The organism is Streptomyces sp. NPDC056296, from assembly GCF_042268605.1.
Taxonomy (GTDB): Bacteria; Actinomycetota; Actinomycetes; order Streptomycetales; family Streptomycetaceae; genus Streptomyces.
Genome location: NZ_JBHJRX010000052.1, coordinates 24,359 through 50,767 on the forward strand (window position 1 = coordinate 24,359; position 26,409 = coordinate 50,767).

The 26,409-nt window shown below is 72.4% G+C and carries 22 protein-coding genes; 15 read left to right on the forward strand and 7 right to left on the reverse strand.

Translation table 11 applies throughout. The features are described from left to right. Positions 1-2: 2 nt before the first annotated feature. On the forward strand, positions 3-1,154 hold the full coding sequence (locus ACFCZF_RS31310; protein WP_375920528.1) for an NADH-quinone oxidoreductase subunit D: 1,152 nt from the start codon (positions 3-5) through the stop codon (positions 1,152-1,154). Here the strand turns inward: ACFCZF_RS31310 and ACFCZF_RS31315 are convergent. Then, positions 1,119-2,279, reverse strand: a complete 1,161-nt coding sequence (locus ACFCZF_RS31315) for an SAM-dependent methyltransferase (protein WP_376674491.1) — start codon at positions 2,277-2,279, stop codon at positions 1,119-1,121. The two genes, ACFCZF_RS31310 and ACFCZF_RS31315, sit on opposite strands and share 36 nt — an antisense overlap. A gap of 304 nt (positions 2,280-2,583) precedes the next feature. Between ACFCZF_RS31315 and ACFCZF_RS31320 the strand changes: the two genes are divergently transcribed. Beyond that, complete coding sequence (locus ACFCZF_RS31320) at positions 2,584-3,786, forward strand: sensor histidine kinase (RefSeq protein WP_376674492.1); 1,203 nt, start codon at positions 2,584-2,586, stop codon at positions 3,784-3,786. Positions 3,787-3,839: 53 nt separating this feature from the next. Further along, positions 3,840-4,514 (forward strand): response regulator, encoded by a 675-nt coding sequence (locus ACFCZF_RS31325; protein ID WP_376674493.1) that lies wholly within the window; start codon positions 3,840-3,842, stop codon positions 4,512-4,514. A gap of 206 nt (positions 4,515-4,720) precedes the next feature. Here ACFCZF_RS31325 and ACFCZF_RS31330 read toward each other — a convergent pair whose 3' ends face one another. After that, entirely contained in the window at positions 4,721-5,827 is a 1,107-nt protein-coding gene (locus ACFCZF_RS31330; RefSeq protein WP_376674494.1) for a DUF5937 family protein, read from the reverse strand. 161 nt (positions 5,828-5,988) lie between these two features. On the opposite strand from ACFCZF_RS31330, the gene ACFCZF_RS31335 reads away from it, so the two are divergent. Further along, the gene (locus tag ACFCZF_RS31335; protein ID WP_376674495.1) at positions 5,989-6,204 is read left to right on the forward strand and encodes a hypothetical protein; all 216 of its coding nucleotides are present in this window, start codon (positions 5,989-5,991) and stop codon (positions 6,202-6,204) included. A gap of 24 nt (positions 6,205-6,228) precedes the next feature. Here ACFCZF_RS31335 and ACFCZF_RS31340 read toward each other — a convergent pair whose 3' ends face one another. Then, positions 6,229-7,431, reverse strand: coding sequence for a threonine aldolase family protein (locus ACFCZF_RS31340; RefSeq protein WP_376674496.1), 1,203 nt, complete (start codon positions 7,429-7,431; stop codon positions 6,229-6,231). A 283-nt stretch (positions 7,432-7,714) separates the two neighbouring features. Between ACFCZF_RS31340 and ACFCZF_RS31345 the strand changes: the two genes are divergently transcribed. The 10 genes from ACFCZF_RS31345 to ACFCZF_RS31390 all read left to right on the forward strand — a co-directional run bounded on the left by ACFCZF_RS31345 (position 7,715) and on the right by ACFCZF_RS31390 (position 16,130). Continuing rightward, positions 7,715-8,734 carry a Rossmann-like and DUF2520 domain-containing protein gene (locus ACFCZF_RS31345; RefSeq protein WP_376674497.1) on the forward strand — a complete coding sequence of 340 codons (1,020 nt, stop codon included), beginning with the start codon at positions 7,715-7,717 and terminating at the stop codon, positions 8,732-8,734. Then, positions 8,731-9,741: a pantoate--beta-alanine ligase gene (gene panC / locus ACFCZF_RS31350; protein WP_376674498.1), complete on the forward strand. Its 1,011-nt coding sequence runs from the start codon at positions 8,731-8,733 to the stop codon at positions 9,739-9,741. The genes ACFCZF_RS31345 and panC overlap by 4 nt, the downstream gene beginning before the upstream one ends. Then, the gene (locus ACFCZF_RS31355; protein WP_376674499.1) at positions 9,738-11,471 is read left to right on the forward strand and encodes an L-aspartate oxidase; all 1,734 of its coding nucleotides are present in this window, start codon (positions 9,738-9,740) and stop codon (positions 11,469-11,471) included. Before panC ends, ACFCZF_RS31355 begins: the two co-directional genes overlap by 4 nt. Before the next feature lie 5 nt (positions 11,472-11,476). Continuing rightward, the gene (gene nadC, locus ACFCZF_RS31360) at positions 11,477-12,457 is read left to right on the forward strand and encodes a carboxylating nicotinate-nucleotide diphosphorylase (RefSeq protein ID WP_375920579.1); all 981 of its coding nucleotides are present in this window, start codon (positions 11,477-11,479) and stop codon (positions 12,455-12,457) included. A 5-nt stretch (positions 12,458-12,462) separates the two neighbouring features. Further along, a complete protein-coding gene (locus ACFCZF_RS31365) occupies positions 12,463-13,260 on the forward strand; it encodes a type III pantothenate kinase (protein ID WP_375920553.1) in 798 nt (265 codons plus the stop codon). A gap of 367 nt (positions 13,261-13,627) precedes the next feature. After that, positions 13,628-14,215, forward strand: coding sequence for a hypothetical protein (locus ACFCZF_RS31370; protein ID WP_376674514.1), 588 nt, complete (start codon positions 13,628-13,630; stop codon positions 14,213-14,215). A 23-nt stretch (positions 14,216-14,238) separates the two neighbouring features. Next, entirely contained in the window at positions 14,239-14,418 is a 180-nt protein-coding gene (locus ACFCZF_RS31375; protein WP_055418607.1) for a hypothetical protein, read from the forward strand. A gap of 170 nt (positions 14,419-14,588) precedes the next feature. Further along, on the forward strand, positions 14,589-14,999 hold the full coding sequence (locus ACFCZF_RS31380) for a BlaI/MecI/CopY family transcriptional regulator (protein ID WP_375920559.1): 411 nt from the start codon (positions 14,589-14,591) through the stop codon (positions 14,997-14,999). 9 nt (positions 15,000-15,008) lie between these two features. Continuing rightward, positions 15,009-15,518: an amino-acid N-acetyltransferase gene (locus ACFCZF_RS31385; protein ID WP_121748368.1), complete on the forward strand. Its 510-nt coding sequence runs from the start codon at positions 15,009-15,011 to the stop codon at positions 15,516-15,518. 276 nt (positions 15,519-15,794) lie between these two features. Next, positions 15,795-16,130 carry an Lsr2 family protein gene (locus tag ACFCZF_RS31390; RefSeq protein WP_376674500.1) on the forward strand — a complete coding sequence of 112 codons (336 nt, stop codon included), beginning with the start codon at positions 15,795-15,797 and terminating at the stop codon, positions 16,128-16,130. Here the strand turns inward: ACFCZF_RS31390 and ACFCZF_RS31395 are convergent, their stop codons facing one another. Then, the gene (locus ACFCZF_RS31395) at positions 16,131-16,760 is read right to left on the reverse strand and encodes an SCO3374 family protein (protein WP_376674501.1); all 630 of its coding nucleotides are present in this window, start codon (positions 16,758-16,760) and stop codon (positions 16,131-16,133) included. Between the two features lie 532 nt (positions 16,761-17,292). Between ACFCZF_RS31395 and ACFCZF_RS31400 the strand changes: the two genes are divergently transcribed. Next, a complete protein-coding gene (locus tag ACFCZF_RS31400; protein WP_375920566.1) occupies positions 17,293-19,818 on the forward strand; it encodes an ATP-dependent Clp protease ATP-binding subunit in 2,526 nt (841 codons plus the stop codon). Positions 19,819-19,902: 84 nt separating this feature from the next. Here ACFCZF_RS31400 and ACFCZF_RS31405 read toward each other — a convergent pair whose 3' ends face one another. From ACFCZF_RS31405 to ACFCZF_RS31415, 3 genes are all read right to left on the reverse strand, one after another. Then, entirely contained in the window at positions 19,903-22,938 is a 3,036-nt protein-coding gene (locus ACFCZF_RS31405) for an NACHT domain-containing protein (RefSeq protein WP_376674502.1), read from the reverse strand. A 43-nt stretch (positions 22,939-22,981) separates the two neighbouring features. Continuing rightward, positions 22,982-23,647 carry an HAD family acid phosphatase gene (locus ACFCZF_RS31410; protein WP_376674503.1) on the reverse strand — a complete coding sequence of 222 codons (666 nt, stop codon included), beginning with the start codon at positions 23,645-23,647 and terminating at the stop codon, positions 22,982-22,984. Between the two features lie 184 nt (positions 23,648-23,831). Next, complete coding sequence (locus ACFCZF_RS31415; protein ID WP_376674504.1) at positions 23,832-26,405, reverse strand: NACHT domain-containing protein; 2,574 nt, start codon at positions 26,403-26,405, stop codon at positions 23,832-23,834. Positions 26,406-26,409 lie beyond the last annotated feature (4 nt).

Here is a 26,409-nt window from a genome sequence, read left to right on the forward strand (position 1 = left end):
GCATGACTCCTACGACGGAGACCACGGTCGGTATCGGCGGTGCCGCGGAGAGCACCGACATGGTGCTCAACATCGGGCCCCAGCATCCGTCCACGCACGGCGTGCTGCGGCTGCGGCTCGTCCTGGACGGCGAGCGCATCACCAGCGCGGAACCCGTGATCGGCTACATGCACCGCGGCGCGGAGAAGCTGTTCGAGGCCCGTGACTACCGTCAGATCATCGTGCTCGCCAACCGCCACGACTGGCTGTCGGCGTTCTCCAACGAGCTGGGCGTGGTCCTCGCCGTGGAGCGGATGCTCGGCATGGAGGTCCCCACGCGCGCGGTGTGGACACGGACGCTGCTCGCGGAGCTGAACCGCGTGCTCAACCACCTGATGTTCCTGGGGTCGTACCCGCTGGAGCTGGGCGGCATCACCCCGGTCTTCTACGCCTTCCGGGAGCGTGAGGTCCTCCAGAACGTCATGGAGGAGGTCTCCGGCGGGCGCATGCACTACATGTTCAACCGCGTCGGCGGTCTCAAGGAGGACCTGCCGGCGGGCTGGCACACGCGCGCGCGTGCCGCCGTCGCCGCCGTGCGCTCACGCATGGGCGTCTTCGACGACCTCGTGCTCGGCAACGAGATCTTCCGGGGGCGTACGCGCGGGGTGGGCGCCCTGTCGCCGGAGGCCGTGCACGCCTACGGCGTCAGCGGTCCGATCGCCCGCGCCTCCGGCGTCGACTTCGACCTGCGCCGCGACGAGCCGTACCTCGCCTACGGCGAACTCCAGGACACCCTGAAGGTCGTCACCCGTACCGACGGCGACTGCCTCGCCCGCTTCGAGTGCCTCCTGGAGCAGACGCACAACGCCCTCGACCTCGCCGACGCCTGCCTGGACCGCCTGGCCGAGCTGCCGCCCGGGCCGATCAACCAGCGGCTCCCGAAGGTGCTGAAGGCACCCGAGGGCCACACCTACGCCTGGACCGAGAACCCGCTCGGCATCAACGGCTACTACCTGGTCAGCAAGGGCGAGAAGACCCCGTACCGGCTGAAGCTGCGCTCGGCCTCGTACAACAACATCCAGGCGCTCGCGGAACTGCTGCCCGGGACGCTGGTCGCGGACATGGTGGCGATCCTCGGGTCACTCTTCTTCGTGGTCGGGGACATCGACAAGTAGTGCGGCGGCGTCGACGGACCCCACCGGCTGGAGCAGCCACACGAAGTCGCCCAGCCCGCCGCGCGCGAGCAGCTCCGCGGCCTCCGAGGCGCCCGCGAGGGCGCGTACATACGCCGCCGGGTCGGTGGAGGCCAACGCGAGCGGGGGGCGTGCGCCCGTGACACCCAGGGCGTGCAGGGCATCGCGCTGGGGGCGCAGAAGAGCACCCGGGGGCGTGCGCTCCGGAGCGCACTTCGCCGTGTGGGCCGCCGCGCACCTCTCCGCATGGGCCGCCGCGCACCTCTCCGCGTAGGCCGTCGCGCACGCGTCCAGCGCTACATGCGCGGTGATGTCGCACGACCCGTCCGGCACCGGCGGCGTCTCTCGCCCCTCCCGGAAGCCGGTGAGCGTCCCGAACGGCGGGCGGGCGTCCACGGTGTGCGCGTAGTCGGCGGCCACGGCCAGTCCTCCCAGCCCGCCGTCCAGGGCCGCCACGGCGGACGCCCAGGCGGCGTCCCTGGGGAGCCCGATCTCGGCCCGCAGCCCCTCCCGCATCCCTTCCTCACCGGCCAGCGGCCACCACCGCGCCAGCCACTCGGCCTCCGCCCCGTCCACCGGCTCGCCGAGCCGTTCGGCCCCGTCGTCCCGTACGAGCACCCGCCGCGCCTCGCCCGCGGAGTCCACCTCCGCCACCTCCACCGGGACGTTGTCCAGCCACTCGTTGGCGAACAGCAGTCCCGTCACCCCGCTGCCCGGCGGCTCGGCGAGCCACTCGATCCGGTGGTCCAGCCCCTCGGGGCGGCCGGCCACCTCGACGGCGTACGCGCGCGTGCGGGCGGCCACGTCGGCGGGCAGCGCGGCCAGCACCCCGGTGACCAGCTCGCCCCGTCCGGCCGCCATGTCGACGAAGTCCAGCGACGCGGGCCGCCCCAGCGCCTCGTCGACCCGGCACAGCAGCCGCGCCACGGCCCCGGCGAACAGCGGCGACGCGTGCACGGACGTTCGGAAGTGCCCGGCGGGCCCCTCCTCGGACCCGCGGTAGAAACCGGCCGGTCCGTAGAGGGCATCCTGCATCGCTTCCCGCCAGCCCCGCCAGCCCTGATGCGCCCCTGAAGCCCCTCTGATCCCTGTTGTCCCTCGCGTCACAGGGCCAGGCTAGGGGGTGTCGTTTGGATCAGGCCGACTCCAGGCAACGCCGCCTTGCGGCTGACCCGAGCGGGGTCTGGTGCGTGCAGCTGCAAGGCGGAGGAGGGCGACAGGGCGGAGCCCTGGCAACCGACGACAACGCCGCAGATGTGCGTGCCAGGCCCCGCGACCCCGGCAAGATCCAAACGACACCCCATAGGCGCACAGGAGAACGGAGCCTCCACCTTGCGGAGTATGCGCGGGCGATGCGGATCGGCCCTCCGGTTGACCCCTGCACCTATCACCCTTCCCTACGCTGGGTCACGTGCAGCGCCTTTACGATTTCCTCCGCAGACACCCGACCGGGGTCGACTGTTTCTGGGCCCTCGTCCTGCTCGGGATCTCCGTCATGTCCGTGGCTCCGCAGGAGGAGGCCCGGGGGACGGACATGACGGCGCTGATCGTCCCCTGCGTCCTGCTGCTGTGCGTGGTGATCGCGCTGCGCAGGCTGATGCCGGAGAAGATGCTGCTGCTGGCCGCCGCACTGGGCCTGGGCCAGCTGGTGCTGGACGTGTCGACCATGCCGGCCGACTTCGCCCTCCTGGTGATCGTTTACACGGTGGCCGCGACCGGCGCCCGCTGGGCCTCCCGGACCGCGCTGGCCATGGGGCTGTGCGCCGCCCCCGTGGCCCAGCTCCGCTGGCCCATGGAGGACGCGGGCCTAGCGAGCAACATCGCCATAACGGTCTTCCAGACGGTGCCCTTCGCCCTCGCCTGGGTGCTCGGCGACTCCATCCGCACCCGCCGCGCCTACTTCGCGCAGCTGGAGGAACGGGCCGCACGGCTGGAGAAGGAGCGCGAGGCGCAGGCCAAGGTCGCGGTCGCCGCCGAACGCGCCCGGATCGCGCGCGAGCTGCACGACGTCGTCGCGCACAACGTCTCCGTGATGGTGGTGCAGGCCGACGGCGCCGCCTACGTCCTGGACGCCGCCCCCGACCAGGCGAAGAACGCCCTGGAGACCATCTCCTCCACCGGCCGCCAGGCGCTCGCGGAGATGCGCCGCCTGCTCGGCGTGCTGCGCACCGGCGAGCACCAGGAGGCCGGCGAGTACGTCCCGCAGCCCGACGTCCAGCAGATCGAGGACCTCGTCGAACAGTGCCGGAGCTCCGGGCTGCCCGTCGACTTCAAGGTCGAGGGCACCCCGCGTCAGCTGCCCAGCGGCGTCGAGCTGACCGCGTACCGCATCGTGCAGGAGGCGCTGACCAACACGCGCAAGCACGGCGGCCCCAACGCGGGCGCGAGCGTGCGCCTGGTCTACTTCGACGACGGGCTCGGACTGCTCATCGAGGACGACGGCAAGGGCGCCCCGCACGAGCTGTACGAGGAGGGCGGCTTCGACGGCCAGGGCCACGGACTGATCGGCATGCGGGAGCGTGTCGGCATGGTCGGCGGCACCCTGGACGCCGGGCCGCGGCAGGGCGGAGGATTCCGCATCAGTGTGCTGCTGCCGCTGAAACCCGCACACTGACAACCGCCCCTGTACGCGCGTACCGCGTTGACACCTGTAAGGAAGAGGCCACGATGGCGATCCGCGTAATGCTCGTCGACGACCAGGTGCTGCTGCGCACCGGGTTCCGGATGGTGCTGGCGGCCCAGCCGGACATGGAGGTCGTCGCGGAGGCGGGCGACGGCGTCGAGGCCCTCCAGGTGCTGCGTTCGACGGCCGTGGACGTCGTCCTGATGGACGTCCGCATGCCCAAGCTCGACGGCGTCGAGACCACCGGCCGGATCTGTGTGGACCCCGCCGCGCCGAAGGTGCTGATCCTGACTACCTTCGACCTCGACGAGTACGCCTTCTCGGCGCTGAAGGCGGGCGCCTCCGGCTTCATGCTCAAGGACGTGCCGCCGGGCGAGCTGCTCGCCGCGATCCGCTCCGTGCACAGCGGCGACGCGGTGGTCGCCCCCTCGACCACGCGCCGGCTCCTGGACCGGTTCGCGCCGATGCTGCCGGCCACCGGTCAGGAGCCCCGGCACAAGGAGCTCCAGCGGCTCACCGAGCGGGAGCGCGAGGTGATGGTGCTGGTGGCGCAGGGCCTGTCCAACGGGGAGATCGCGGCCCGGCTCGTGCTGTCGGAGGCCACCGTGAAGACGCACGTGGGCCGCATCCTGACCAAGCTGGGCCTACGGGACCGGGTGCAGGTGGTGGTCCTCGCCTACGAGACCGGGCTGGTGCGGGCGGGCGGCGGACAGGGCTGACGGTTCCTGGCGGGCGGGGGCCGGAATCCGCCACATCCGGTTCGACCGACCGGCCGACCAGACCGGCCGACTGACCCGCCGACCAGACCGGCCGACCAGACTGCCCCCCCCGACCAGCCGGCTGACCCGCCGACCAGACCGCCGACCGACCGGCGCCGACTGACCGACCAGCCGGCTGACCCGCCGACGTACCGGCCGCACGGCCGCTACCGGAGTATCCCCTCCAGGAAGTCGCTGCCCAGCCGGGACACCACCGTCACGTCCAGCTGGTGCAGGACGTACCGCCCGCGGCGGCGGGTGGTGATCAGGCCGGCCTTCTTCAGCACGCCCAGGTGCCGGGATATCTCCGGGGCCGTCATGCCGTGCGCCTGCGCCAGCTCGCTCGTGGTGTACGCGCTGCGGGCCAGATGGCGGCAGATCCGCATCCGGACCGGGTGGGACAGCGCGGTCATCCGCAGCGTGAGCTGCTCGACCGACGGCGGCGAGGCCAGCTCGGGGGAGCCGACGGGGTAGTGCAGCACGGGCTGCCAGTCGTGCCGGTGCAGGACCATCAGATGCGGCCAGCCCAGGCTCGTCGGGACGAGCAGGAGCCCGCCGTCCGCCGTCGCCGAACGGCCGTCGCCCAGCTTGTCGACCGTGATCCGCGCGGCGCTCTCGTCCAGCGTGACCGCCGGGGACACGGCGGCCAGCGCCTCGGCGAGGCCCTTGCGGTGCAGCAGGTCCGTCTTGTGCCGGGCGTCCGCCGCGAGCTGGTGGCGCAGCCGCGACCAGGCCTCCGCGAAGAACGCCTCGTCGCAGTCCTGCGCGAACTGCCGCAGCCAGCCGCGGATCAGCGGCGGATCCGCCAGCAGCCGCTCGCTGAAGCGCAGCTGTTGCGGTCCGCGTGCGGCGGCCAGATCCAGCGCGCGCCGGCGCACCTCTGCGTCCGCGAGCGCGGAGGCCCCACCGGTGCTGTACGGCAGGGCGCAGGTGAACTCCAGTGCCGCGTCCACGAACTGATCGTCGGACAGCTTGTCGAGCAGGTCCAGGTCCTCGGCGAGGGTGGCGCCGGGCAGCGTGTTGCGGCCCGGCACGCCGGCGAACGGCATGAACAGGTCCGAGAAGGTCGTCCGCCACAGGAAGTCGGCCTCGCACATCCGGTCGGCCAGATGCGAGTCGAGCCGGGCGGTCACCCCCGTCGCCCAGCCCTGCAGGCCCGGATGGTGCCCCGGCTCGGACAGCGCGTGCAGCGCCATGCCCAGCTCGGCCAGGGGTGAGGGCACGACGGCGATCCTCTCCGGCCGCAGCCCCGCGATGTCGATGCGCACGCTCATGCCCTCATGGTGCACCCCGCCACTGACAACGCCGCCGTCGATTGACTGCCGCCGTCAATCGGCGCGACCGCGGAGCCGTACCGGAGCAGTCTGGAGTCACCGGGGCAGCCGCGGAGCCCGTTCCCACTTCGATCTCTACGTCTCCTGAGAAGGCGATCCCCATGAGCATCACGCAGCAGTACCTCCTCGACACCTACCGTGCCCGGCAGCTCGGCGAGCCCGCGCCGCCCGCGCCCGGCACCCACGACTGGCAGGTCGTGCGCGAGTGGCACGACCGCCGCCAGTTCCAGGCCGTCGTCGCCGGCCGCCCGGCGCGGCGCCGGGTACGGCGGGCCCTGCGCCGGTGGTGGTCCCTGTGGCCGCGCGCTCTCGGCTGACCCGGGCAGCCGACGCCCCGCCGGTCAGTCCTCCAGCCGGGCCGCGAAGTCGGCGACCGCCGCCTTCACCTCGTCGGCCGTCCAGTCCAGGCCCGCCGCGTCCACCCCGACCTCGGTGACGGCGAGCCCCGGCCCGGGAGTGTCCCACCCGCGGGAGAAGAGCAGGGTCCCCGTCTCCTCGCCCTGCCGGACCGCGGCCTCGCCGACGACATCGGCGTCGTACGGCAGCCAGACCTGGAACTCGTGGGTGTGCGGCTCCTCGGGGTGCACCCGCGCCCACGGCAGTCCGGCCGCCGCGAAGCCCTCCCGCAGCGCGGCGGCCACCACGCGCGCGCGGGCCACGTACTCCGGCAGCAGGGGCAGCTCGCGCTCCAGGCCGGCCAGGGCCGACAGCACCGTGGGGAACTGCTGGAACACCGCGCCGCCGTACCGGTGCCGCCAGGCCCTCGCCTCCTCGATCAGCGTCCGGGGGCCGGCCAGGGCGGCGCCGCCGTAGCCCTTGAGGGACTTGTAGAACGAGACGTACACGCTGTCCGCAAGGCCCGCGATCTCGGCCAGCGGACGGCCGAAGTGGACGGTGGACTCCCACAGGCGGGCCCCGTCGAAGTGGACCACCGCGTCGCGCTCCCGCGCGGCCTCGACAACCTCGGTGAGCTCCTCCCAGGTGGGCAGGACGAAACCGGCCTCCCTGAGCGGCAGCTCCAGCATCAGCGCCCCGAACGGCTCCTCGAAGTCGCGCACCTCGTCGGCGGTCGGCAGCCGGGGCTCACTGGTCACCCGTACCGGGCGCAGCCCGCTGACCCGGCTGAAGGCGTTGCGCTCGTGCATCTCGGGATGGCTGAGCCCGTGCAGGGCGACGACCGGGTTGCCGGTGCGGCCCGCCCAGCAGCGCAGGGCCACCTGCTGGGCCATGGTGCCGGTCGGGAAGAAGGCGGCGGCCTCGGTGCCGAGCAGGGCGGCGACCTTCTCCTCCAGGGCCTCCACGATGCCGTTGCCGTATACGTCGGACGGCTCGTCGAGGTCGTACAGCTCGGCTGCCCCGTCCAGCAGGGCGAGCCGCTCGCGCAGGGTGGTCGAGAACCCCGGGCCGACGAGCACGCGCCGGGCGTCGCGATGGGCGGCCACGCGCCGTTCCCGGAGCCGCGCGCCGCGCTCCTCCGCCGATTCCCTCTGGTGCGCTTGATCCGTCTGTTCCGTCTGTTGCGCCTGTTCCGCCGTATCGCTCATGCCGGGATCATGCCGCGCGGACGTCGGCGCGGGCATCCGGGTTCCCCGCGGATTCCGTCACGCGTTCCTACGCGCGGGCGGGGGTGTGCCCGCCGTCGCACGCGCGGGAGTGTGCCACCTGCTCTTCCCACGCGCTCTTCCCACGCGCGCGTGAGGTGTGCCCCGCCGTCGCACGGAAACCCACAGCCTGTGGACAACCGGACGCCCCCCGAACCGATCGCGTTAACATGACGAGAAATCGTCCGGTACCCCGAGCGGACTGGAACGGGAAGGCCGCCGTCGCGTGAACACAACCCCACAACCAGATCCCAGGGACCGCCCCGCGCGTCTCACCGTAGGCGTCGTCGGCGCCGGACGCGTGGGCCCCGCGCTCGCCGCGTCCCTCCAGCTCGCCGGGCACCGCCCGGTGGCCGTCTCCGGTGTCTCCGACGCCTCCAGACGGCGTGCCGCGGCGCTGCTGCCCGACGTGCCGCTCATGCGGCCCGCCGAGGTCCTCGAACGCGCCGAGCTGGTCCTGCTGACGGTCCCCGACGACGCCCTGCCCGGCCTGGTGACCGGGCTCGCCGAGACCGGCGCGGTGCGACCGGGCCAGCTGCTCGTGCACACCTCCGGCCGGTACGGCGCGAGGGTCCTGGACCCCGCGCTGCGGGCCGGCGCCCTGCCACTGGCCCTGCACCCGGCGATGACCTTCACCGGCACCCCCGTGGACGTCCAGCGCCTGGCCGGCTGTTCCTTCGGCGTCACCGCGCCCGAGGAGCTGCGGCTGGCCGCCGAGGCCCTGGTCATCGAGATGGGCGGCGAACCGGAGTGGATCGCCGAGGACAAGCGCCCGCTATACCACGCCGCGCTCGCCCTCGGCGCCAACCACCTGGTCACCCTGGTCGCCCAGTCCATGGAGCTGCTGCGCACGGCCGGCGTCGAGGCCCCCGACCGGATGCTCGGGCCGCTGCTGGGCGCCTCCCTCGACAACGCCCTGCGCTCCGGCGACGCGGCCCTCACCGGCCCCGTCGCGCGCGGGGACGCGGGCACGGTCGCCGCGCACATCGTGGAACTGCGCGCACACGCCCCGCAGGCCGTCGCCGGCTACCTGGCCATGGCCCGCGCGACCGCCGACCGGGCACTGGACCACGGGCTGCTGAAAGCCGAACTGGCCGAGGACCTGCTCGGAGTGCTCGCCGACGGTACGGCCGGCACCAACGGGACGGGCGGCACCGACCGCACGGACGGCACCGACGGGACGGGCGGCACCGACCGCACGGACGGCACCGACGGAACGGACGGCACCGAGGGAGACGCCCGATGACCACCGCCCCGCCCGCCCTGCTGCGCACCGCCGACGAGCTGCACGCGCGCGTGCGTCACGGCCGCCGGGCCGTCGTGATGACCATGGGCGCCCTGCACGAGGGTCACGCCACCCTGGTCCGTGCCGCGCGTGACCTCGCCGGCCCGGACGCCGAGGTCGTCGTCACCGTCTTCGTCAACCCGCTGCAGTTCGGTGCCGGCGAGGACCTCGACCGCTACCCGCGCACCCTGGACGCCGACCTGAGGATCGCCGGGCAGGCGGGCGCGGACGTCGTCTTCGCCCCCGCCGTCGACGAGGTCTACCCGGGCGGCGAACCCCAGGTGCGCGTCACGGCGGGCCCCATGGGCGAACGCCTGGAGGGCGCCTGTCGCCCCGGCCACTTCGACGGCATGCTCACCGTCGTCGCCAAGCTGCTCCACCTCACCCGCCCCGACCTCGCCCTCTACGGCCAGAAGGACGCACAGCAGCTCGCCCTGATCCGCCGCATGGTCCGCGACCTGAACTTCGGCGTGGAGATCGTCGGCGTCCCCACCGTGCGCGAGGAGGACGGCCTGGCCCTGTCCAGCCGCAACCGCTACCTCTCGACCCGGGAGCGCCGCACCGCCCTCGCGCTCTCCCAGGCCCTGTTCGCCGGCCAGGACCGGCACGCCGCCCAGGAGGCGCTGCGCGCGCGGGCCCGCGAAGTGCCCGCCACACACGCGCGTGCCGAGGCGCTCAGCGCCCTGGGCGAGTCCCGCGCGGCGGCCGACGCCCACGCCGTCGCCACCTCCGCCCCGGGCAGCGCCACGGCCGTCCGGTCCGCCGCCCACCTGGTGCTGGACGACGCGGCCCGCGCCAATCCGCCGCTGGAGCTGGACTACCTCGCCCTGGTCGACCCGTCCGACTTCACCGAGATCGGCGACGACCACACCGGCGAGGCCGTCCTCGCCGTCGCCGCCCGGGTCGGCGCGACCCGGCTGATCGACAACGTCCCCCTCACCTTCGGAACCCTCGGAGCCGCCTCGTGACCAGCACAGGCATACGACTGCACGCACCCGCACCCGGCTGGGCCATTGCCGCGGACGTGGTGGTCGTCGGCTCCGGCGTCGCCGGCCTCACCGCCGCCCTGCGCTGCGAGGCGGCGGGCCTGCGCACGGTCGTCGTCACCAAGGCCCGTCTCGACGACGGATCCACCCGCTGGGCCCAGGGCGGCATCGCGGCGGCCCTCGGCGAGGGCGACACCCCCGAGCAGCACCTGGACGACACCCTGGTCGCCGGCGCGGGCCTGTGCGACGAGGAGGCGGTCCGCATCCTGGTCACCGAGGGCCCCGACGCCGTACGCCGCCTCATCGCCACCGGCGCGCACTTCGACGAGTCCACCGAGGGCGGCCTGGCCCTCACCCGCGAGGGCGGCCACCACCGCCGCCGCATCGCCCACGCCGGCGGCGACGCCACGGGCGCGGAGATCTCCCGCGCCCTGGTCGAGGCGGTACGCGCACGCGGCATCCGCACCGTCGAGAACGCCCTCGTCCTCGACCTCCTCACAGACACCGAGGGCCGCACCGCCGGCGTCACCCTGCACGTCATGGGCGAGGGCCAGCACGACGGCGTCGGGGCGGTGCACGCCCCCGCCGTCGTCCTCGCCACCGGCGGCATGGGCCAGGTCTTCTCGGCCACGACGAACCCCGCCGTCTCCACGGGCGACGGCGTGGCACTCGCCCTCCGCGCGGGCGCCGAGGTGAGCGACCTGGAGTTCGTCCAGTTCCACCCCACGGTCCTCTTCCTCGGTCCGGACGCCGAGGGCCAGCAGCCCCTGGTCTCGGAGGCGGTACGCGGCGAGGGCGCCCACCTGGTGGACGCCGACGGCGTGCGCTTCATGCGGGGACAGCACGAACTGGCCGAACTGGCCCCCCGGGACATCGTCGCCAAGGGCATCACGCGCCGCATGCAGGAGCGGGACGCCGAGCACATGTACCTGGACGCGCGCCACTTCGGCGCGGCGATGTGGGAGAACCGCTTCCCCACGATCCTCGCCGCCTGCCGCGCCCACGGCATCGATCCGGTCACCGAGCCGATCCCGGTCGCCCCGGCCGCCCACTACGCCTCCGGCGGCGTCCGCACCGACGCCCGCGGCCGTACGACGGTCCCCGGCCTGTACGCGTGCGGCGAGGTCGCCTGCACCGGTGTGCACGGCGCCAACCGCCTGGCGTCCAACTCTCTCCTGGAGGGCCTGGTCTACGCCGAGCGCATCGCCGCGGACATAGCCACCGGCCACGCGGACGACACCCTCCACGCGCGCGTGCCCGAGCCCGTCCCGCACCCCGAGCACCCGACGCACCCCCTCCTCCCGCCCGAGTCCCGCCTCACCATCCAGCGGATCATGACCGAGGGCGCCGGCGTCCTGCGCTCGGCCGACTCCCTCACGCGGGCGGCGGACCGGCTGTCCCACCTCCACACCGAGGCCCGCGAAGCCCTGCACGAGAACGGCAAGACGTCCGAGCCGGGCGTGGACACCTGGGAGGCCACGAATCTCCTCTGCGTGGCCCGCGTCCTGGTGGCCGCGGCGGCACAGCGCGAGGAGACCCGCGGCTGCCACTGGCGCGAGGACCACGCGGACCGCGACGACACGACGTGGCGCCGCCACATCGTCGTACGCCTGAACCCGGACCGATCCCTCGCCGTGCACACCACGGACACGCCAGAATTCCCCCCGACCACCCACGGCCCCCAGCCGGCGCAGCCTCCCCAGGAGCAGTGACAGCAGTGAACACCCCCGACCTTCCCCTCGCCTCCACCGGAGGCTGCGGCGACGGCTGCGCCTGCGGCGCGGACACCGACGAAGACGCCTTCATGGAGTGCGGCCTCGACCCCGCACTCGCGGCACTGATGCTGGACTCCGGCCTCGACCCCGTGGAGGTCGAGGACCTCGCGAACCTCGCCATCCAGGAGGACCTGGCGGGCGGCGTGGACGTGACGACGGTCGCGACCATCCCCGAGGACGCCGTGGCCACCGCCGACTTCACCGCGCGCGAGGCGGGCGTGGTGGCCGGTCTCAGGGTCGCCGAGGCGGTGATGTCGGTCGTCTGCACGGACGAGTTCGAGGTGGAACGCCACGTCGAGGACGGCGACCGCGTCGAAGCGGGCCAGAAGCTCCTCTCCGTCACCACCCGCACCCGCGACATCCTCACCGCCGAACGCAGCGCGCTGAACCTCCTGTGCCGCCTGTCGGGCATCGCGACGGCCACGCGCGCGTGGGCGGACGTCCTGGAGGGCACGAAGGCCAAGGTCCGCGACACCCGCAAGACGACCCCGGGTCTGCGCTCCCTCGAGAAGTTCGCCGTCCGCTGCGGCGGCGGCGTCAACCACCGCATGTCCCTCTCGGACGCCGCCCTGGTCAAGGACAACCACGTGGTGGCCGCCGGCGGCGTGGCAGCGGCCTTCCAGGCCGTCCGCGAGCGCTTCCCCGACGTCCCCATCGAGGTCGAGGTCGACACCCTGCACCAGCTCCGCGAGGTGGTGGACGCGGGCGCGGACCTGATCCTCCTGGACAACTTCACGCCGGACGAGTGCGAGGAAGCGGTGGCCCTGGTCGCCGGCCGGGCCGCCCTGGAGGCCTCGGGCCGCCTGACCCTCACCAACGCCAAGGCGTACGCGGCCACGGGCGTCGACTACCTGGCCGTGGGCGCCCTCACCCACAGCTCCCCGATCCTGGACATCGGCCTGGACCTGCGAGCGGCGGAGTAGACCCCATGCTGCTGACGATCGACGTAGGCAACACACACACCGTCCTGGGCCTCTTCGACGGCGAGGACATCGTCGAGCACTGGCGCATCTCCACCGACTCGCGCCGCACGGCCGACGAGCTGGCGGTCCTCCTCCAGGGCCTGATGGGCATGCACCCGCTCCTCGGCGACGAGCTGGGCGACGGCATCGACGGCATCGCCATCTGCGCGACGGTCCCCTCGGTCCTGCACGAACTCCGCGAGGTCACCCGCCGCTACTACGGCGACGTCCCCGCGGTCCTGGTCGAACCGGGCGTCAAGACGGGCGTCCCGATCCTCACCGACCACCCCAAGGAGGTCGGCGCCGACCGCATCATCAACGCGGTCGCGGCCGTCGAGCTCTACGGCGGCCCGGCGATCGTCGTGGACTTCGGCACGGCGACGACGTTCGACGCGGTGAGCGCGCGCGGGGAGTACATCGGCGGCGTCATCGCCCCCGGTATCGAGATCTCGGTCGAGGCGCTGGGCGTCAAGGGCGCCCAGCTCCGCAAGATCGAGGTGGCGCGTCCCCGCAGCGTGATCGGCAAGAACACGGTCGAGGCGATGCAGTCCGGGATCATCTACGGCTTCGCCGGCCAGGTCGACGGGGTCGTCAACCGCATGGCCCGCGAGCTGGCCGACGACCCCGACGAGGTCACGGTCATCGCGACGGGCGGACTGGCGCCGATGGTCCTCGGCGAGTCCTCGGTCATCGACGAACACGAGCCGTGGCTGACGCTGATGGGGCTCCGCCTGGTGTACGAGCGGAACGTGTCCCGCATGTAGCGGGCGCCGGGGGTGGGTCGCGCGGCCCGGCGCTACCGGGGTGCCTCCCCCACTCTCGGCTTCGCTCGAGCGGGAGGTGCCCCCACCGCCCACCCGTGCCGCCCCTGGGGGCACCTCCCAGGCCGTTCAGGCACTGGGGGAGGCACGACTGCCCGCAGCTGCGCGGCGCGGCCCCGACCCACAACACAACGCACCGCGCTACCCGCGCCCCCACCCGAACCCGCACAGGCCGCCGCAGGCACTTGCAGGCACCCGCAGACACCCGCATACGAGTGGCCCCCCACGCCACACCCGCCCCCTATGCCGAGTTTGTCTGATTAGCGCGTATCGTCGCCGCATGCCCACGCCCTACGGATCCTGCGGCGGCATGGCGTTCGGTGCTCAGGAGCTGCGTGTGCTCCGGCGCGCCCTCGCCCTCGCCCTGAACCCCAGCCCCGTCTCGGCGGAGGAGGCCCACGACTGTCTCCGCCTCGCAGAGTCGCTCGACGAGACGATGCGGGAGAGCGCCCGGCTGCGCGCCTTCCTGGTGGCCGACCTCGCCCGGTACCGCGCCGCGCTCCCCGGCACCGTCACCGGCTACCTCGCGCTCCTGGACGAGGCGCTGGGCGCCGGGCACCGCCCGGACGCGGACGACCTCGCCGCCCTCGGAGCCCTGCGCGGCAACCCCGCCGCGGCCACCCTCCTGGCCCGCTGCAGGCCGCCGGCGCCCACGGCGGCCCCCGCGCCCACAGTCGTCCTCCCCGCCGCGCGTACCCGCCTCCACGCCCTCCCCGGCGGCCAGCAGTCCGACAAGAAACCCGCACAGAAGCCCGCCCAGAAACCGGCCCCCCGCCCGGCCCCCCACCCCGCCCCGGCCACCCCGAAGCGCCCCGTCCCCACCCCGGGCGAGGTCTTCCCGCCCCGCAGGCCGGCCCCGCCCGCCCCCGGCTCCCGGCACCACCTCGCGGCCGGCTGACACGGCCTGGCTACCCTGGTTCCATGGACTACGTCTCCGCGCTCCTGCCCCCGGCCGTCATGGCCGTGTTCTTCATCGGCGTGATCAGGGTGATCGTGAAGACCCAGGGCGGCGCCAACAAGGCCAAGGAGGACGCGGCCGTCGACGCCGCCCTCGCGCGAGCGGAGGGCGCCCGCCAGACGCCCGCCCACCCCGAGGCCTGACCGGCCGCGTACGACTCCGCGCACGACTCCGCGCACGACGCCGCGCACGGACACCGCGTACGACTCCCCGCACCCACCGCGAGGAGTCGTACGCCCTTTTTGTGCCCATTCGCTCGCAAAATCGCACGTCCGGCACGCCATCGCCTGGATCTCCCACTATCGTTCAGAGCGTGCCTCGCCCATTGGGAGAACTCGAAGACGCGGTCATGACGAGGGTGTGGAAGTGGAACCGCCCCGTGACCGTTCGAGAAGTCCTGGAAGATCTGCAACAGGAACGGTCCATCGCGTACACCACGGTGATGACCGTTTTGGACAATCTCCATCAGAAGGGCTGGGTGCGCCGCGAGTCGGAAGGCCGGGCCTATCGATATGAGGCGGTCTCCACCCGTGCCGCCTACGCCGCCGCGCTGATGAACGACGCATGGTCTCAGAGCGACAACCCCGCCGCCGCCCTCATCGCCTTCTTCGGCATGATGAGCGAGGAACAGCGCGAGGCACTCAGAGACGCCATCCGCATCGTGCAGGGACCGGAAACCCCCGCGCCCAACCCCGGCTCGGTACCGGACGCGGGCGAGCGATAGCGTCCCCACATGTCAAAAGCCATCACCGTCCGGCGGGCCCGCACCAGCGATGTCCCCGACGTACGCCGGCTCCTCGACACGTACGTCCGTGACCGCATCCTGCTCGACAAAGCGATGGTGACGCTTTACGAGAGCATCCAGGAGTTCTGGGTCGCGGAACGGGACGACAACGCCGAGGTGGTCGGCTGCGGTGCCCTGCACGTGATGTGGGAAGACCTGGCGGAAGTACGCACTCTCGCGGTGAAGCCGGGCCTGAAGGGCTACGGTGTCGGCCACCGACTGCTGGAGAAGCTGGTGGAGACGGCACGCTGGCTCGGTGTTCGCCGCGTATTCTGCCTGACCTTCGAAGTGGACTTCTTCGGCAAGCACGGCTTCGTGGAGATCGGGGAGACACCCGTCGACACCGATGTCTACGCGGAGCTGCTGCGTTCCTATGACGAGGGCGTAGCGGAGTTCCTGGGTCTCGAACGAGTGAAACCGAACACCTTGGGCAACAGCCGGATGCTTCTGCATCTGTGATCGTCGGGCAACGACACGCATCCGTAGCTCTTCGCAGACCTTCGCAGACCTTCGCCAGGTTTATTCCACCGGCGGACCGTTCGCGGGTTCCCTATGTCCGAAACGCGCATCTTTCCGGCCCGGGGGCGGGCTACCGGTCTCCACCGAGGGTTTGTGTTTTTCCGGCAAAAGCGGTTTGCTTTCCGACGTACTGCAGTACTGCATATAACAAGGGACGGCGATACGGCGGACGCCGACGGACCTCCGGCCCTCAAGTTATCGATGAAAGGAAATCCGGTGGCACAGAAGGTTCAGGTCCTTCTTGTCGACGACCTCGACGGTGGCGAGGCAGACGAGACCGTGACGTTCGCGCTGGACGGCAAGACGTACGAGATCGATCTCACCACCGCCAATGCGGACAAGCTCCGTGGGCTTCTCGATCCTTACCTGAAGGGCGGTCGTCGTACCGGGGGCCGCGCTTCGGGCGGACGCGGCAAGGCGCGCGCTTCTTCCGGCGGCAGCCAGGACACCGCGGCCATCCGCGCGTGGGCCAAGGAGAACGGCTACGAGGTCAACGACCGCGGCCGTGTTCCCGCGATGATCCGCGAGGCGTACGAGACGGCCAACGGCTGATCACCCGACCCGCGCCACGAACGGGGAGGACGGCTGGGGCAGGGAGAGCCGGACCCGGTGGCACTGAGTCGCCAGCGTCCGGACCAGTCGCGCGAGATCGGGGGCGGTTCCAGTGCCCCCCATGGCCGACAGTGTCGGCAGCGAGGCCTCGACCTCGCACCCCGGCTCCGGGGCGCGCAGCCAGACGGCGGCGCCCTGCAGGCCGTCGCGACCCGGGGGACGCGGCGGCAGGCCGGTCGAGCCCGGTTCGGGAGCCAGGGGCGCCTCCATGAGGCCGCCCGCGCCGATCGCCGTCAGGTCGAGCGGCAGCGAGCCCCACTCCAGCCACTCCAGCAGCCCGGGCATCTCCTCCGCGCCGCCCGCCGCCACGAGCAGCAGCATCCGCTCGCCCCGGACGGCCACCGGAAAGCAGGGCCGCCGCGGGGCCGGACCGGGTCGCCGCGTCGGCCCGAGCCGCTCCAGTGCCGCGTGGCCGGCCTCGGCCGGGACGTCCAGTACGTCGAAACGGACGCCCGCGCGCAGCCGCACCGGGGCCCCGGGAACCGTCGGCCAGCCGAGCACGCTCTCGTACCACCACCGCACCCGCTCCCACGTGCCGCCCGCTTCGAGCGGCCGACGGGGGGACGGCACCGAGGGGTCGGCGGATGCCGCCGGGGCAGGGGGTCGGGGAGGGGCTGTCCGGGCCGAGGGGACCGGGGGAACCGGAGGAACCGAGGGCTGGGCGCCGACCATGCCAAGTGCAACAGCCGGAAGAGCGCTCAGGTTACGCTGGGTGGTGCGGTGAATGCGCTGGGTATCGAAAGAGGGGGCGTGCGGGGGTGCGGCGAGGCGCAAGGTTGTTCGCCCGTAGCGGAGGGAACCGGGGCGCGCGGCATGGAGTGTCAGTCCCAGCGGGTAAGACATCCCTAGTGGGAGGGGGCGACACGCAGATCGGGCCGTCTTACGTTCGCCATCGGCGTACTGGCGAGTGGGGTAAGTGCCTGGCCTGCGGGAACATCGTCTCGCACCATCGGGTTGTGGCAGATGTCGGCGTCAGGGGTCAGGAGGCCATCGACGGTGTCGGCAGTTGGAATGAGCGGTCCCCGCTTGCGGGACTAAGCTGCGGAAGGACAGGGAGGGGAAGTTCCCCTTACTGCCTGACCGCTCTGAGGAGCGATTAACGATGTTCGAGAGGTTCACCGACCGCGCGCGGCGGGTTGTCGTCCTGGCTCAGGAAGAAGCCCGGATGCTCAACCACAACTACATCGGCACCGAGCACATCCTCCTGGGCCTGATCCACGAGGGTGAGGGTGTCGCCGCCAAGGCCCTTGAGAGCCTCGGGATTTCGCTCGAGGCGGTCCGCCAGCAGGTGGAGGAGATCATCGGCCAGGGCCAGCAGGCCCCTTCCGGCCATATCCCCTTCACCCCCCGTGCCAAGAAGGTTCTGGAGCTCTCGCTGCGCGAGGCCCTCCAGCTGGGCCACAACTACATCGGCACGGAGCACATCCTGCTCGGCCTGATCCGTGAGGGCGAGGGCGTCGCCGCCCAGGTCCTGGTCAAGCTGGGCGCCGATCTCAACCGGGTGCGGCAGCAGGTCATCCAGCTGCTCTCCGGTTACCAGGGCAAGGAGACCGCCACCGCCGGCGGTCCTGCGGAGGGCACGCCTTCCACGTCCCTGGTCCTCGACCAGTTCGGCCGGAACCTCACCCAGGCCGCTCGTGAGTCCAAGCTCGACCCGGTCATCGGGCGCGAGAAGGAGATCGAGCGGGTCATGCAGGTGCTGTCCCGCCGTACCAAGAACAACCCGGTGCTGATCGGTGAGCCCGGCGTCGGCAAGACCGCCGTCGTCGAGGGCCTCGCGCAGGCCATCGTCAAGGGCGAGGTGCCCGAGACCCTCAAGGACAAGCACCTCTACACCCTGGACCTCGGCGCGCTGGTCGCCGGCTCCCGCTACCGCGGTGACTTCGAGGAGCGCCTGAAGAAGGTGCTCAAGGAGATCCGCACCCGCGGCGACATCATCCTGTTCATCGACGAGCTGCACACGCTGGTCGGTGCGGGTGCCGCCGAGGGCGCCATCGACGCCGCGTCGATCCTCAAGCCGATGCTGGCCCGTGGTGAGCTGCAGACCATCGGTGCGACCACGCTGGACGAGTACCGCAAGCACCTGGAGAAGGACGCGGCCCTCGAGCGCCGCTTCCAGCCGATCCAGGTCGCGGAGCCGTCGCTGCCGCACACGATCGAGATCCTCAAGGGTCTCCGTGACCGGTACGAGGCCCACCACCGCGTCTCCATCACGGACGAGGCCCTGGTCCAGGCGGCCACCCTCGCCGACCGCTACATCTCGGACCGCTTCCTGCCGGACAAGGCGATCGACCTGATCGACGAGGCCGGTTCCCGGATGCGCATCCGCCGGATGACCGCGCCGCCGGACCTGCGCGAGTTCGACGAGAAGATCGCCGGCGTCCGCCGTGACAAGGAGTCCGCGATCGACTCGCAGGACTTCGAGAAGGCCGCCTCCCTCCGCGACAAGGAGAAGCAGCTCCTGGCCGCCAAGGCCAAGCGGGAGAAGGAGTGGAAGGCCGGCGACATGGACGTCGTCGCCGAGGTCGACGGCGAGCTGATCGCCGAGGTCCTCGCCACGGCGACCGGCATCCCGGTCTTCAAGCTCACGGAGGAGGAGTCGTCCCGCCTGCTGCGCATGGAGGACGAGCTCCACAAGCGGGTCATCGGCCAGGTCGACGCCGTCAAGGCGCTGTCCAAGGCGATCCGCCGTACCCGTGCCGGCCTGAAGGACCCGAAGCGTCCCGGTGGCTCGTTCATCTTCGCCGGTCCGTCCGGTGTCGGTAAGACCGAGCTGTCCAAGGCGCTCGCGGAGTTCCTCTTCGGTGACGAGGACGCGCTGATCTCCCTCGACATGTCGGAGTTCAGCGAGAAGCACACGGTGTCGCGTCTCTTCGGTTCCCCGCCCGGATACGTGGGTTACGAAGAGGGCGGCCAGCTGACCGAGAAGGTCCGCCGCAAGCCGTTCTCCGTCGTTCTCTTCGACGAGGTCGAGAAGGCCCACCCGGACATCTTCAACTCGCTGCTGCAGATCCTGGAGGACGGTCGCCTGACCGACTCCCAGGGCCGGGTCGTGGACTTCAAGAACACGGTCATCATCATGACGACCAACCTCGGCACCCGGGACATCTCCAAGGGCTTCAACCTCGGCTTCGCCGCCGCGGGTGACAAGAAGTCCAACTACGAGCGCATGAAGAACAAGGTCCAGGACGAGCTCAAGCAGCACTTCCGGCCCGAGTTCCTCAACCGCGTCGACGACGTGGTCGTCTTCCCGCAGCTCAGCCAGGACGACATCCTGCGGATCGTCGACCTGATGATCGACAAGGTCGACGAGCGCCTCAAGGACCGGGACATGGGCATCGAGCTCTCCCAGTCCGCCAAGGAGCTGCTGTCCAAGAAGGGCTACGACCCGGTGCTGGGCGCGCGTCCGCTGCGCCGCACGATCCAGCGCGAGGTCGAGGACACGCTGTCGGAGAAGATCCTCTTCGGCGAGCTGCGTCCCGGCCACATCGTGGTCGTGGACACCGAGGGCGAGGGCGACGCGGCGACCTTCACCTTCCGGGGTGAGGAGAAGTCGGCGCTCCCCGACGTCCCGCCGATCGAGCAGGCGGCCGGCGGTGCCGGGCCGAATCTGAGCAAGGAGGCGTAGCCCTCCGGGGGTGAGCCTGGAAAGGGGCTGCCCGGGACTTCGGTCCCGGGCAGCCCCTTTCTCTTGCCGCGGTGGGTGGCGGCGTCACTCCAGGACGACTTCCGCGTCGGGGAAGAGGGCGGCGAGGCGGTCGGTGTCCAGGGTGGCACCGTGGGCGGCGCTGAGAGTGACGGTGCGCAGGTCGGGCAGGAGGGGCCGGAGGACCGAGATGTCCTCGTCGCCCTCCAGAGCCATGAGATTGAGGCTGGCGACGCCGGGGAGAGCGGGCATCGGGCCGAGGTTGTCCGGGAAGAGGCGCCCGTCCAGGTACAGGAGGACGAGCTGCCGCAGACTCCGGACCTCTGCCCAGTCCTCAGCGGTGAGCGGCGTGGTCGGGGCCAGGTACACGGCCCCCAACGTCTCCCAGTGGGAGAGGCCGCGAAGCCCGGTACCGGCGGTGGCGTCGTCGCCGAGGTAGAGGTACGCCAAGGGCGCCTCCGTGGGAAGCGAGTCGGTCAGCCGCGTGCCCGGGAGCCGTTGGTCCACGGACAGCTGGACGACCGAGGTCAGGTCCGGCAGACCGGCGAGATCGGCGGTCTCCATGACCAGGAGGTCGGTGAGCGACAAGGCCGCGAGCTGCCCCAGGCCGCGCGCCGATGAGCAGTGGATCAGCAGCAGCTTCAGCGAGTCGAAGGCCGACAGCTCACCCAGCTCGGTCACCTCGGGGTTGGCGACGATGTGCAACTGCTCGACAGTCCCCGGGTCCGCCACGCAGCCGAGCATCTCGCTCGTCCGGTGTGGTCCGCGGAACCCGAGGCGAGCCCACGGCCCCATCACGGCGACCGCCTCGCGCTGGGCCACGGTCGCGCACGTCAGGAACAGCCCCGTCCGGTCCAGGTGATCCAGGACTTCGACGGCGTACTCGTGCGCGTCGAACCGGTCCCACGTCCCGACCAGCTGCCGTCGCACATCGAGATCCGCGTGTTCCCGGAACCGGCGGAGCACCGCGAGCGCCCCGCTCGGCTCCTGCCGTGCCGGCAGCGAAGCCGTCACCGTGATCCCGTGCGCCTCCGCGTCCGTCAGTCCTTCCGGCCCTGGCAGCAGCTCCAGGACCAGCGGTCCCGCCTCCACCAGCGCCTTGGCGTCCTCCTTGGACCGCGGCGGAATCAGCTCCCCCGCCCGCGCCTCCACCTCCGCCCGCACCGCCGGATCGAGGGCGGTCGCGTGCTCCAGGCACGCCAGTGCCAGCAAGGTCAGCCGCGGGGTGTCCTCCGCCAGCAGCCGGCGCAGCAGGACCGCACGCTCCCCGGGCCGGGCGTGCGCCACGGCCATGCGGATCACGTCCTCCCACTGGGTGTCGTCCGCACGGCCGGCGATGACGTCGAGGTGGCCCTCCTCGACCGCGTACCGCGCGCCCAGGTAGTCCTGGAAGGTGCGGTGGACGAACTCCAGGACCCCTTCCGCGGGCCGTCGGAGCAGCCCACTGCGCAGGACCAGCGCCCGCAGGACCGTCGCCGCGTCCCCCTGCCCCGCCGCCGAGGCGACCGACGGCAGCGAGCGCTCCACGATGCCCTCGGCCGTCTCGACCTCCATCTCCGTGCGCCCGCTCAGCACCAGCGCGTACGCCAGCCGCTGGAGCAGCTCCAGTTGGGCCTCCTCGCTCAGCTCGACCGCCTCCATGCCACGCTCCCGGTCCCGGCGGGCCAGCAGCATCGTGAGGGCGGCGTCGTACAACTCCTTGCGTCCCGTGGGGAGGTAGCCCCGCCGCTCCCGGTGCAGGGCGCAGATCAGGCCGCACATCAGCGGGTTGGTGGCGAGGCGGGCCAGATCCCGCTTGGTGCGCAGGGCGTCGAGCAGCTTCGCCTCGTATGCGGGGGCGTCGGCCGCCGCGTGCCAGCGCCGGACGAAGGTGGTGACGTCGGGCCGGCGCATCGGGGTGAGGGCCAGTTCCCGGAAGCCCTCGGGGGCCAGCCAGTCGGGGCGTACGGCGGTGGGGCGGGAGGTGAGCAGCCAGCGGTTGCCGGGGAAGGCGCGGATGAGGGCGAGGAGCCAGTCGCGGGTGCGGTGCCGCTCGGCGGCGGGGATCTCGTCCAGGCCGTCGACGAGGACCAGGCCCCGGCCGGCGCTCAGCACCCGTTCCGCCCAGCCCTCGGCCGGGGTGAGCGGGCAGCCCACCGCCGTGAGGAAGGCGGCGGGTGCGGGGAGCGTGCCCGCCCGGACGAGGGTGCGCAGCGGCAGGACGTACGGGACCCGGTCGCCCTCCCGGGCGGCGGTGACCGCCAGCCACTGCACGAGGGTCGTCTTGCCGGAACCCGCGTCGCCGCGCAGCAGCACACGGTCGTGGGTGAGGAGGGCGTCCTCGGCGGGGAGGCGCACGGTGCGTTCCGTCTCCGCGTACTCCCCCGGGAGGGCGGCGCGTTCCCCGTCGCCGGTCGCCTCCAGGCTCAGGTAGGCGACTTCCAGGGGCCACCTGTCCGGGGAGTCGCGCAGGTCGATGCCGTAGATGGTGATGCGGTTGTGCTGCTCGGCCACGTACGGCAGGTACCGGCGTTCGAAGGCCGTGTCCCGCGCGTCCGGGCGGGGCACCCTCGTGATCAGCTCGTCCACCTTCGCGATCAGCTCGGCCTGGCCGCGGGTCTGGGCCACCAGGGTCCGGGCGACGAAGGTGGAGCGTCGGGTGAAGAACTCCAGGATGTGCAGGCAGGCCCACTCCGTCGCGGAGTCGAGGAAGTAGCCCGCGTCGGCGGACAGGCCGACACCCGCCCCGACGGCGGAGGCCTGCCGCCGCAACCGGGCGGCCAGCTCACCGTGGCCCAGCCCGACCGCCTGCACGTCGTCCATGTCCAGGTCGCCGAGGGCCAGCAGGCGGGCCGTCAGGGCGTCGGTGACGGCCTCCGTCTCGTCGCGCGGGAAGGGCGGCTCGCCGGGGGAGTCCAGGGAGTCCCCGACCAGCCGCCCCGCGAGACGGCGCACCTCCTTCTCGCCGAGCGTGCGCTGCTCGCCCCGGAATGCCACGAGGTGGGTCAGCCGGACCGGCCTGTCGACCAGTCCGGCGCCGGGGCCGTTCGTCGCGAAGAGCTTCTTCACCAGCGGGGCGACCAGGCTGGACGCCAACTTCCCGCCGAGTACCGCTGGTTCCATGCGCCACCCCCGTGGTCGTTCGACGGGGGGAGCCTATCGAGCGTCAGGACAGCTGGCCGTCGTAGTCCGGGAGTTTGAACGTCTTCTCGGCGTGGCCGCCCGACAGGTCGGTGGCGCTGTTGCCGATGTTCGCGGTGATCGTGTAGCCCTGCGACTCGATCTTGGCGCGCTGTTCCGTCTTGTACTCGGCGACGTCCCGGAACAGGTCGAGGAAGCCGCGGACGTACAGGCCGGAGGAGTCGTAGCCGGCGTGGTCGAGGTTCCACTCGGTGGGCGCCTCGATGATGCCCGGGCGGGCGGTCACGAAGAACAGGGCGACGCCGTGCTCCTGGGCGTACTGCGCGGCCTCCAGGACCGGCCGGTTGGCGGGCTGCGGGTAGCTGAAGCCGAAGTCGGTCTCCAGGGAGGTGTTGTCGATGTCGAGGACGATCGCCTGCTTCTCGCCGGGGCCGGCGTCGGCGATCCGCTCCTTCAGGTAGGGCAGCGCTCCGTCCATCACGGCCTGACAGTCCCGCTGCCAGGTGGCGTAGTCGACGTCCGCGGCCGCCGCCGCCGATGCCGCGGTCACCGTGGCGCGCGGCGTCTCGGCCGGGGCGGCGACGGCCGGCGTGACCGTCGCGGTGAGCGCCGCCGCGGTGACGGCGGCCGTGCCCGCGGCCCGCTTCCAGGTGCGCCGGGTATGTCTGGTCTGTCCGGTCTGTTCGGTCATGGGGGGTTGGGTCCTCTCATGCCTGCGCGGATGCCTGACGGCAACAAAGTTGTCGCGTGCATGCTTGCCCGAACAAGTGGCCGGACGGCAACGATTGGGTTACTGAGCAGTAGTCAGCCGAGGCGGCGGGGCCGACACCGGCCCGCCACCGCCGCCACCGCCCCCCTGGGGGGCCGCGCCCTCGTCACGCTGTGATCTCCACCCCGTTCGGCACGTTCCGCACCCGCGGCAGGCGGGGGTTGACCCGCAGCACCCGCAGCCGGGGGAACCCGGACAGCCAGGAGACGTCCGTGTCGGGGAGCTCCGCGTTGAGCCAGAGGTGGGTCAGCTGGTCGGGGGCCAGGCCCGCCAGCAGTTCCTCGGCGCGCATCACCCCGGCCACCTGGATGCGCGGGCGCCCGCCGAGTTCACGCAGCGCCGCCAGTTCGGTGGTGTCGGCGACGGGGAAGTAGAGGCCGTCCGGATCCAGATGGGCGATGATCTCGTGGGCGTACCGCTCGGTGTCGAAGTGCCGCCAGCCCCGGACGAGTTCGGTGCGGACCGGCAGGGCGGAGCGGGACCGGAGGCGGACCAGGTAGTCGATGGCGGCGTCGTCCTGGACGCGGGTGGCGGTGATGGCGAGCAGCAGCGCCTGCCGGTCGTCGGGGACCTGACCCGGGTCGGGCAGCAGCTCCAGGACGATGGGGCCGACCCAGCCCAGCCCGCGGGCGGCCGGCTCCGTGCTGGGGCGCACCAGGTTCTTCGTACGGTCGTGGACCAGCCGCTGGACGGCCGGATCGAGTTCGGTGACGTGGTCCAGGCAGGCCGCGGCCATCAGCCGCCGGTGGTTGATCTGCGGGCGGCGCAGTCCGGGCGCCGCCGCGAGCAGCCGCTCCAGGAACTGGGAGCACTCCTCGGGGCGGGCGTGCGCGGCGGCCATGCGGATGACCTCCTCCCACTCGGACTGGTGGGCGTGGTCCACCAGCGTGGGGAACCGGCCGCGCGCCACGATCTCCTTGGCGGCCAGATAGTCCTGGAAGGTGCGGTGGACGAAGTCGACCGACTCTCCCGACCGTTCGCGCAGCAGACCGGTGCGGTGCAGCAGGTGGCGGAAGATCTTCGCGCCGTCCCCCTGCGCACGGGCGGCGGGCATGGCGGGCAGCGCGGCGTCCAGGATGCCGACCGCCCGCTCGCGGGTCAGCTCGGAGGCGTCCTCCTCCAGCATCGCGTGGGCCAGCTTCTGCAGCAGCCGCTCCCGGGTGCTCTGCTGGAGCCGCACGTCGTCGGCGTACAGCACGTCCCGCTCGGGGTCGCGGCGCTGCAGCAGCATCTCCAGGGCGGCGTCGTAGAGCTCCTTGCGGCCGCTGGGGAGGGAGCCGGCGCGGTCCCGGTTCAGGGCGCATATCAGGCCGCACATCAGGGGGTTGGTGGCGAGCTGGCGCAGCTCGCGGTAGATCCGTACGGAGTGCAGCAGCCGTTGCTCGTACTCGTCGAGCGCACCCCGCTCCCGCGGCCCGGTCGAGCGGCTCTGCTCGTCGAGGCGGGCCGCCGAGTGCCAGTCCCGGATGAACCGCGTCACCTGGTCCCGCGACATGGGCGCCAGGGACAGCTCGACGAAGTCCTCCTCGGCCAGCCCGCCCCCCGAGAGCCAGCCGTCCGACACGGCGGAGGGCCGGGAGGTGACCAGGCAGCCGTTGCCGGAGAAGACCCGCAGCAGTCGGCGGAGCCGGTCGCGCAGTTCGCCGCGCGTCTTCTCCGGGGCTTCGTCGATGCCGTCGACCAGCAGCAGGGCACGGCCCGAGAGCAGGGTGCGCACCACCCACCCCTCCGGCGCCCGGCCGGCCAGCGGGTGCCGGACCGCGTGCAGGAAGTCGTCCGGCGCCGGGAAGCCCTCGCGGGCGAAGCGGCGTACGGGCAGGACGAAGGGGACCCGGGAGCCCTGGCGGGCGGCGGCCACGGCCAGCCACTGGACCAGGGTCGTCTTGCCGGAGCCCGCGCCGCCGCGCAGCAGCACGCGTTCGTGGTCCTCCAGGGCGCGGTCCGCGAGCAGGACGGTGCGCTGCTCGTCCTCCGCGCCGCCCACACCGCCGCTGCGCTCCTCCGCCTCCAGGCTCAGGTACGTCTCCTCCAGCGGCCAACGGTCCGGTGCGTTGGGGAAGTCCACGCCGACGATGGTCAGCCAGCCGTGCCGCCGGGCCACCCACTGGGCGTACTCGGCCTCGAACGCCGCGTCCTCCTCGGACCGTTCGGGCTGCCGGGCCGCCGCCTCCGCGTCGCCCAGGTCGACCAGCTGGGCGATCCGGCCGGCCCGCCCCGCCAGATGGCGCTGGAGATAGGGGGAGCGCCGCACCAGGTGGTGCAGGACGTGCAGGCACACGGAGACCAGCAGCGCGTCGTGGAACCAGGCGGCGTCCGGCGACAGTTCCCGGTCCGCGCCCTGCACCGCGCCCCGCAGCCGCCGCGCGTAGTCCTGCGGGCCGAGCCGTACGGCGTCGGCGTCGGTGACGTCGACCTCGGCGATCGCGAGCAGGGTGCGGGCCAGGACGTCGACGACCGGGGCCAGTTCGGCGGTGGGCGCGGCGTGCCGTTCGGCGGCGAGGTGGACCAGGTCGGCGGCGGTGCGGTGGACGTCGTCCGGGGTGGCGGACGCGTCCCGGCCGTGCCAGCCGACGAGGCCGGGGACCGGCTCGGAGAACACGGGCGGCCGGACGGGCTCGCGGAAGAGTCCGCGGACGAGAGGGGCGGCGAGATGGGAGGGGGTGCGGACGGCGGGATCCATGGAT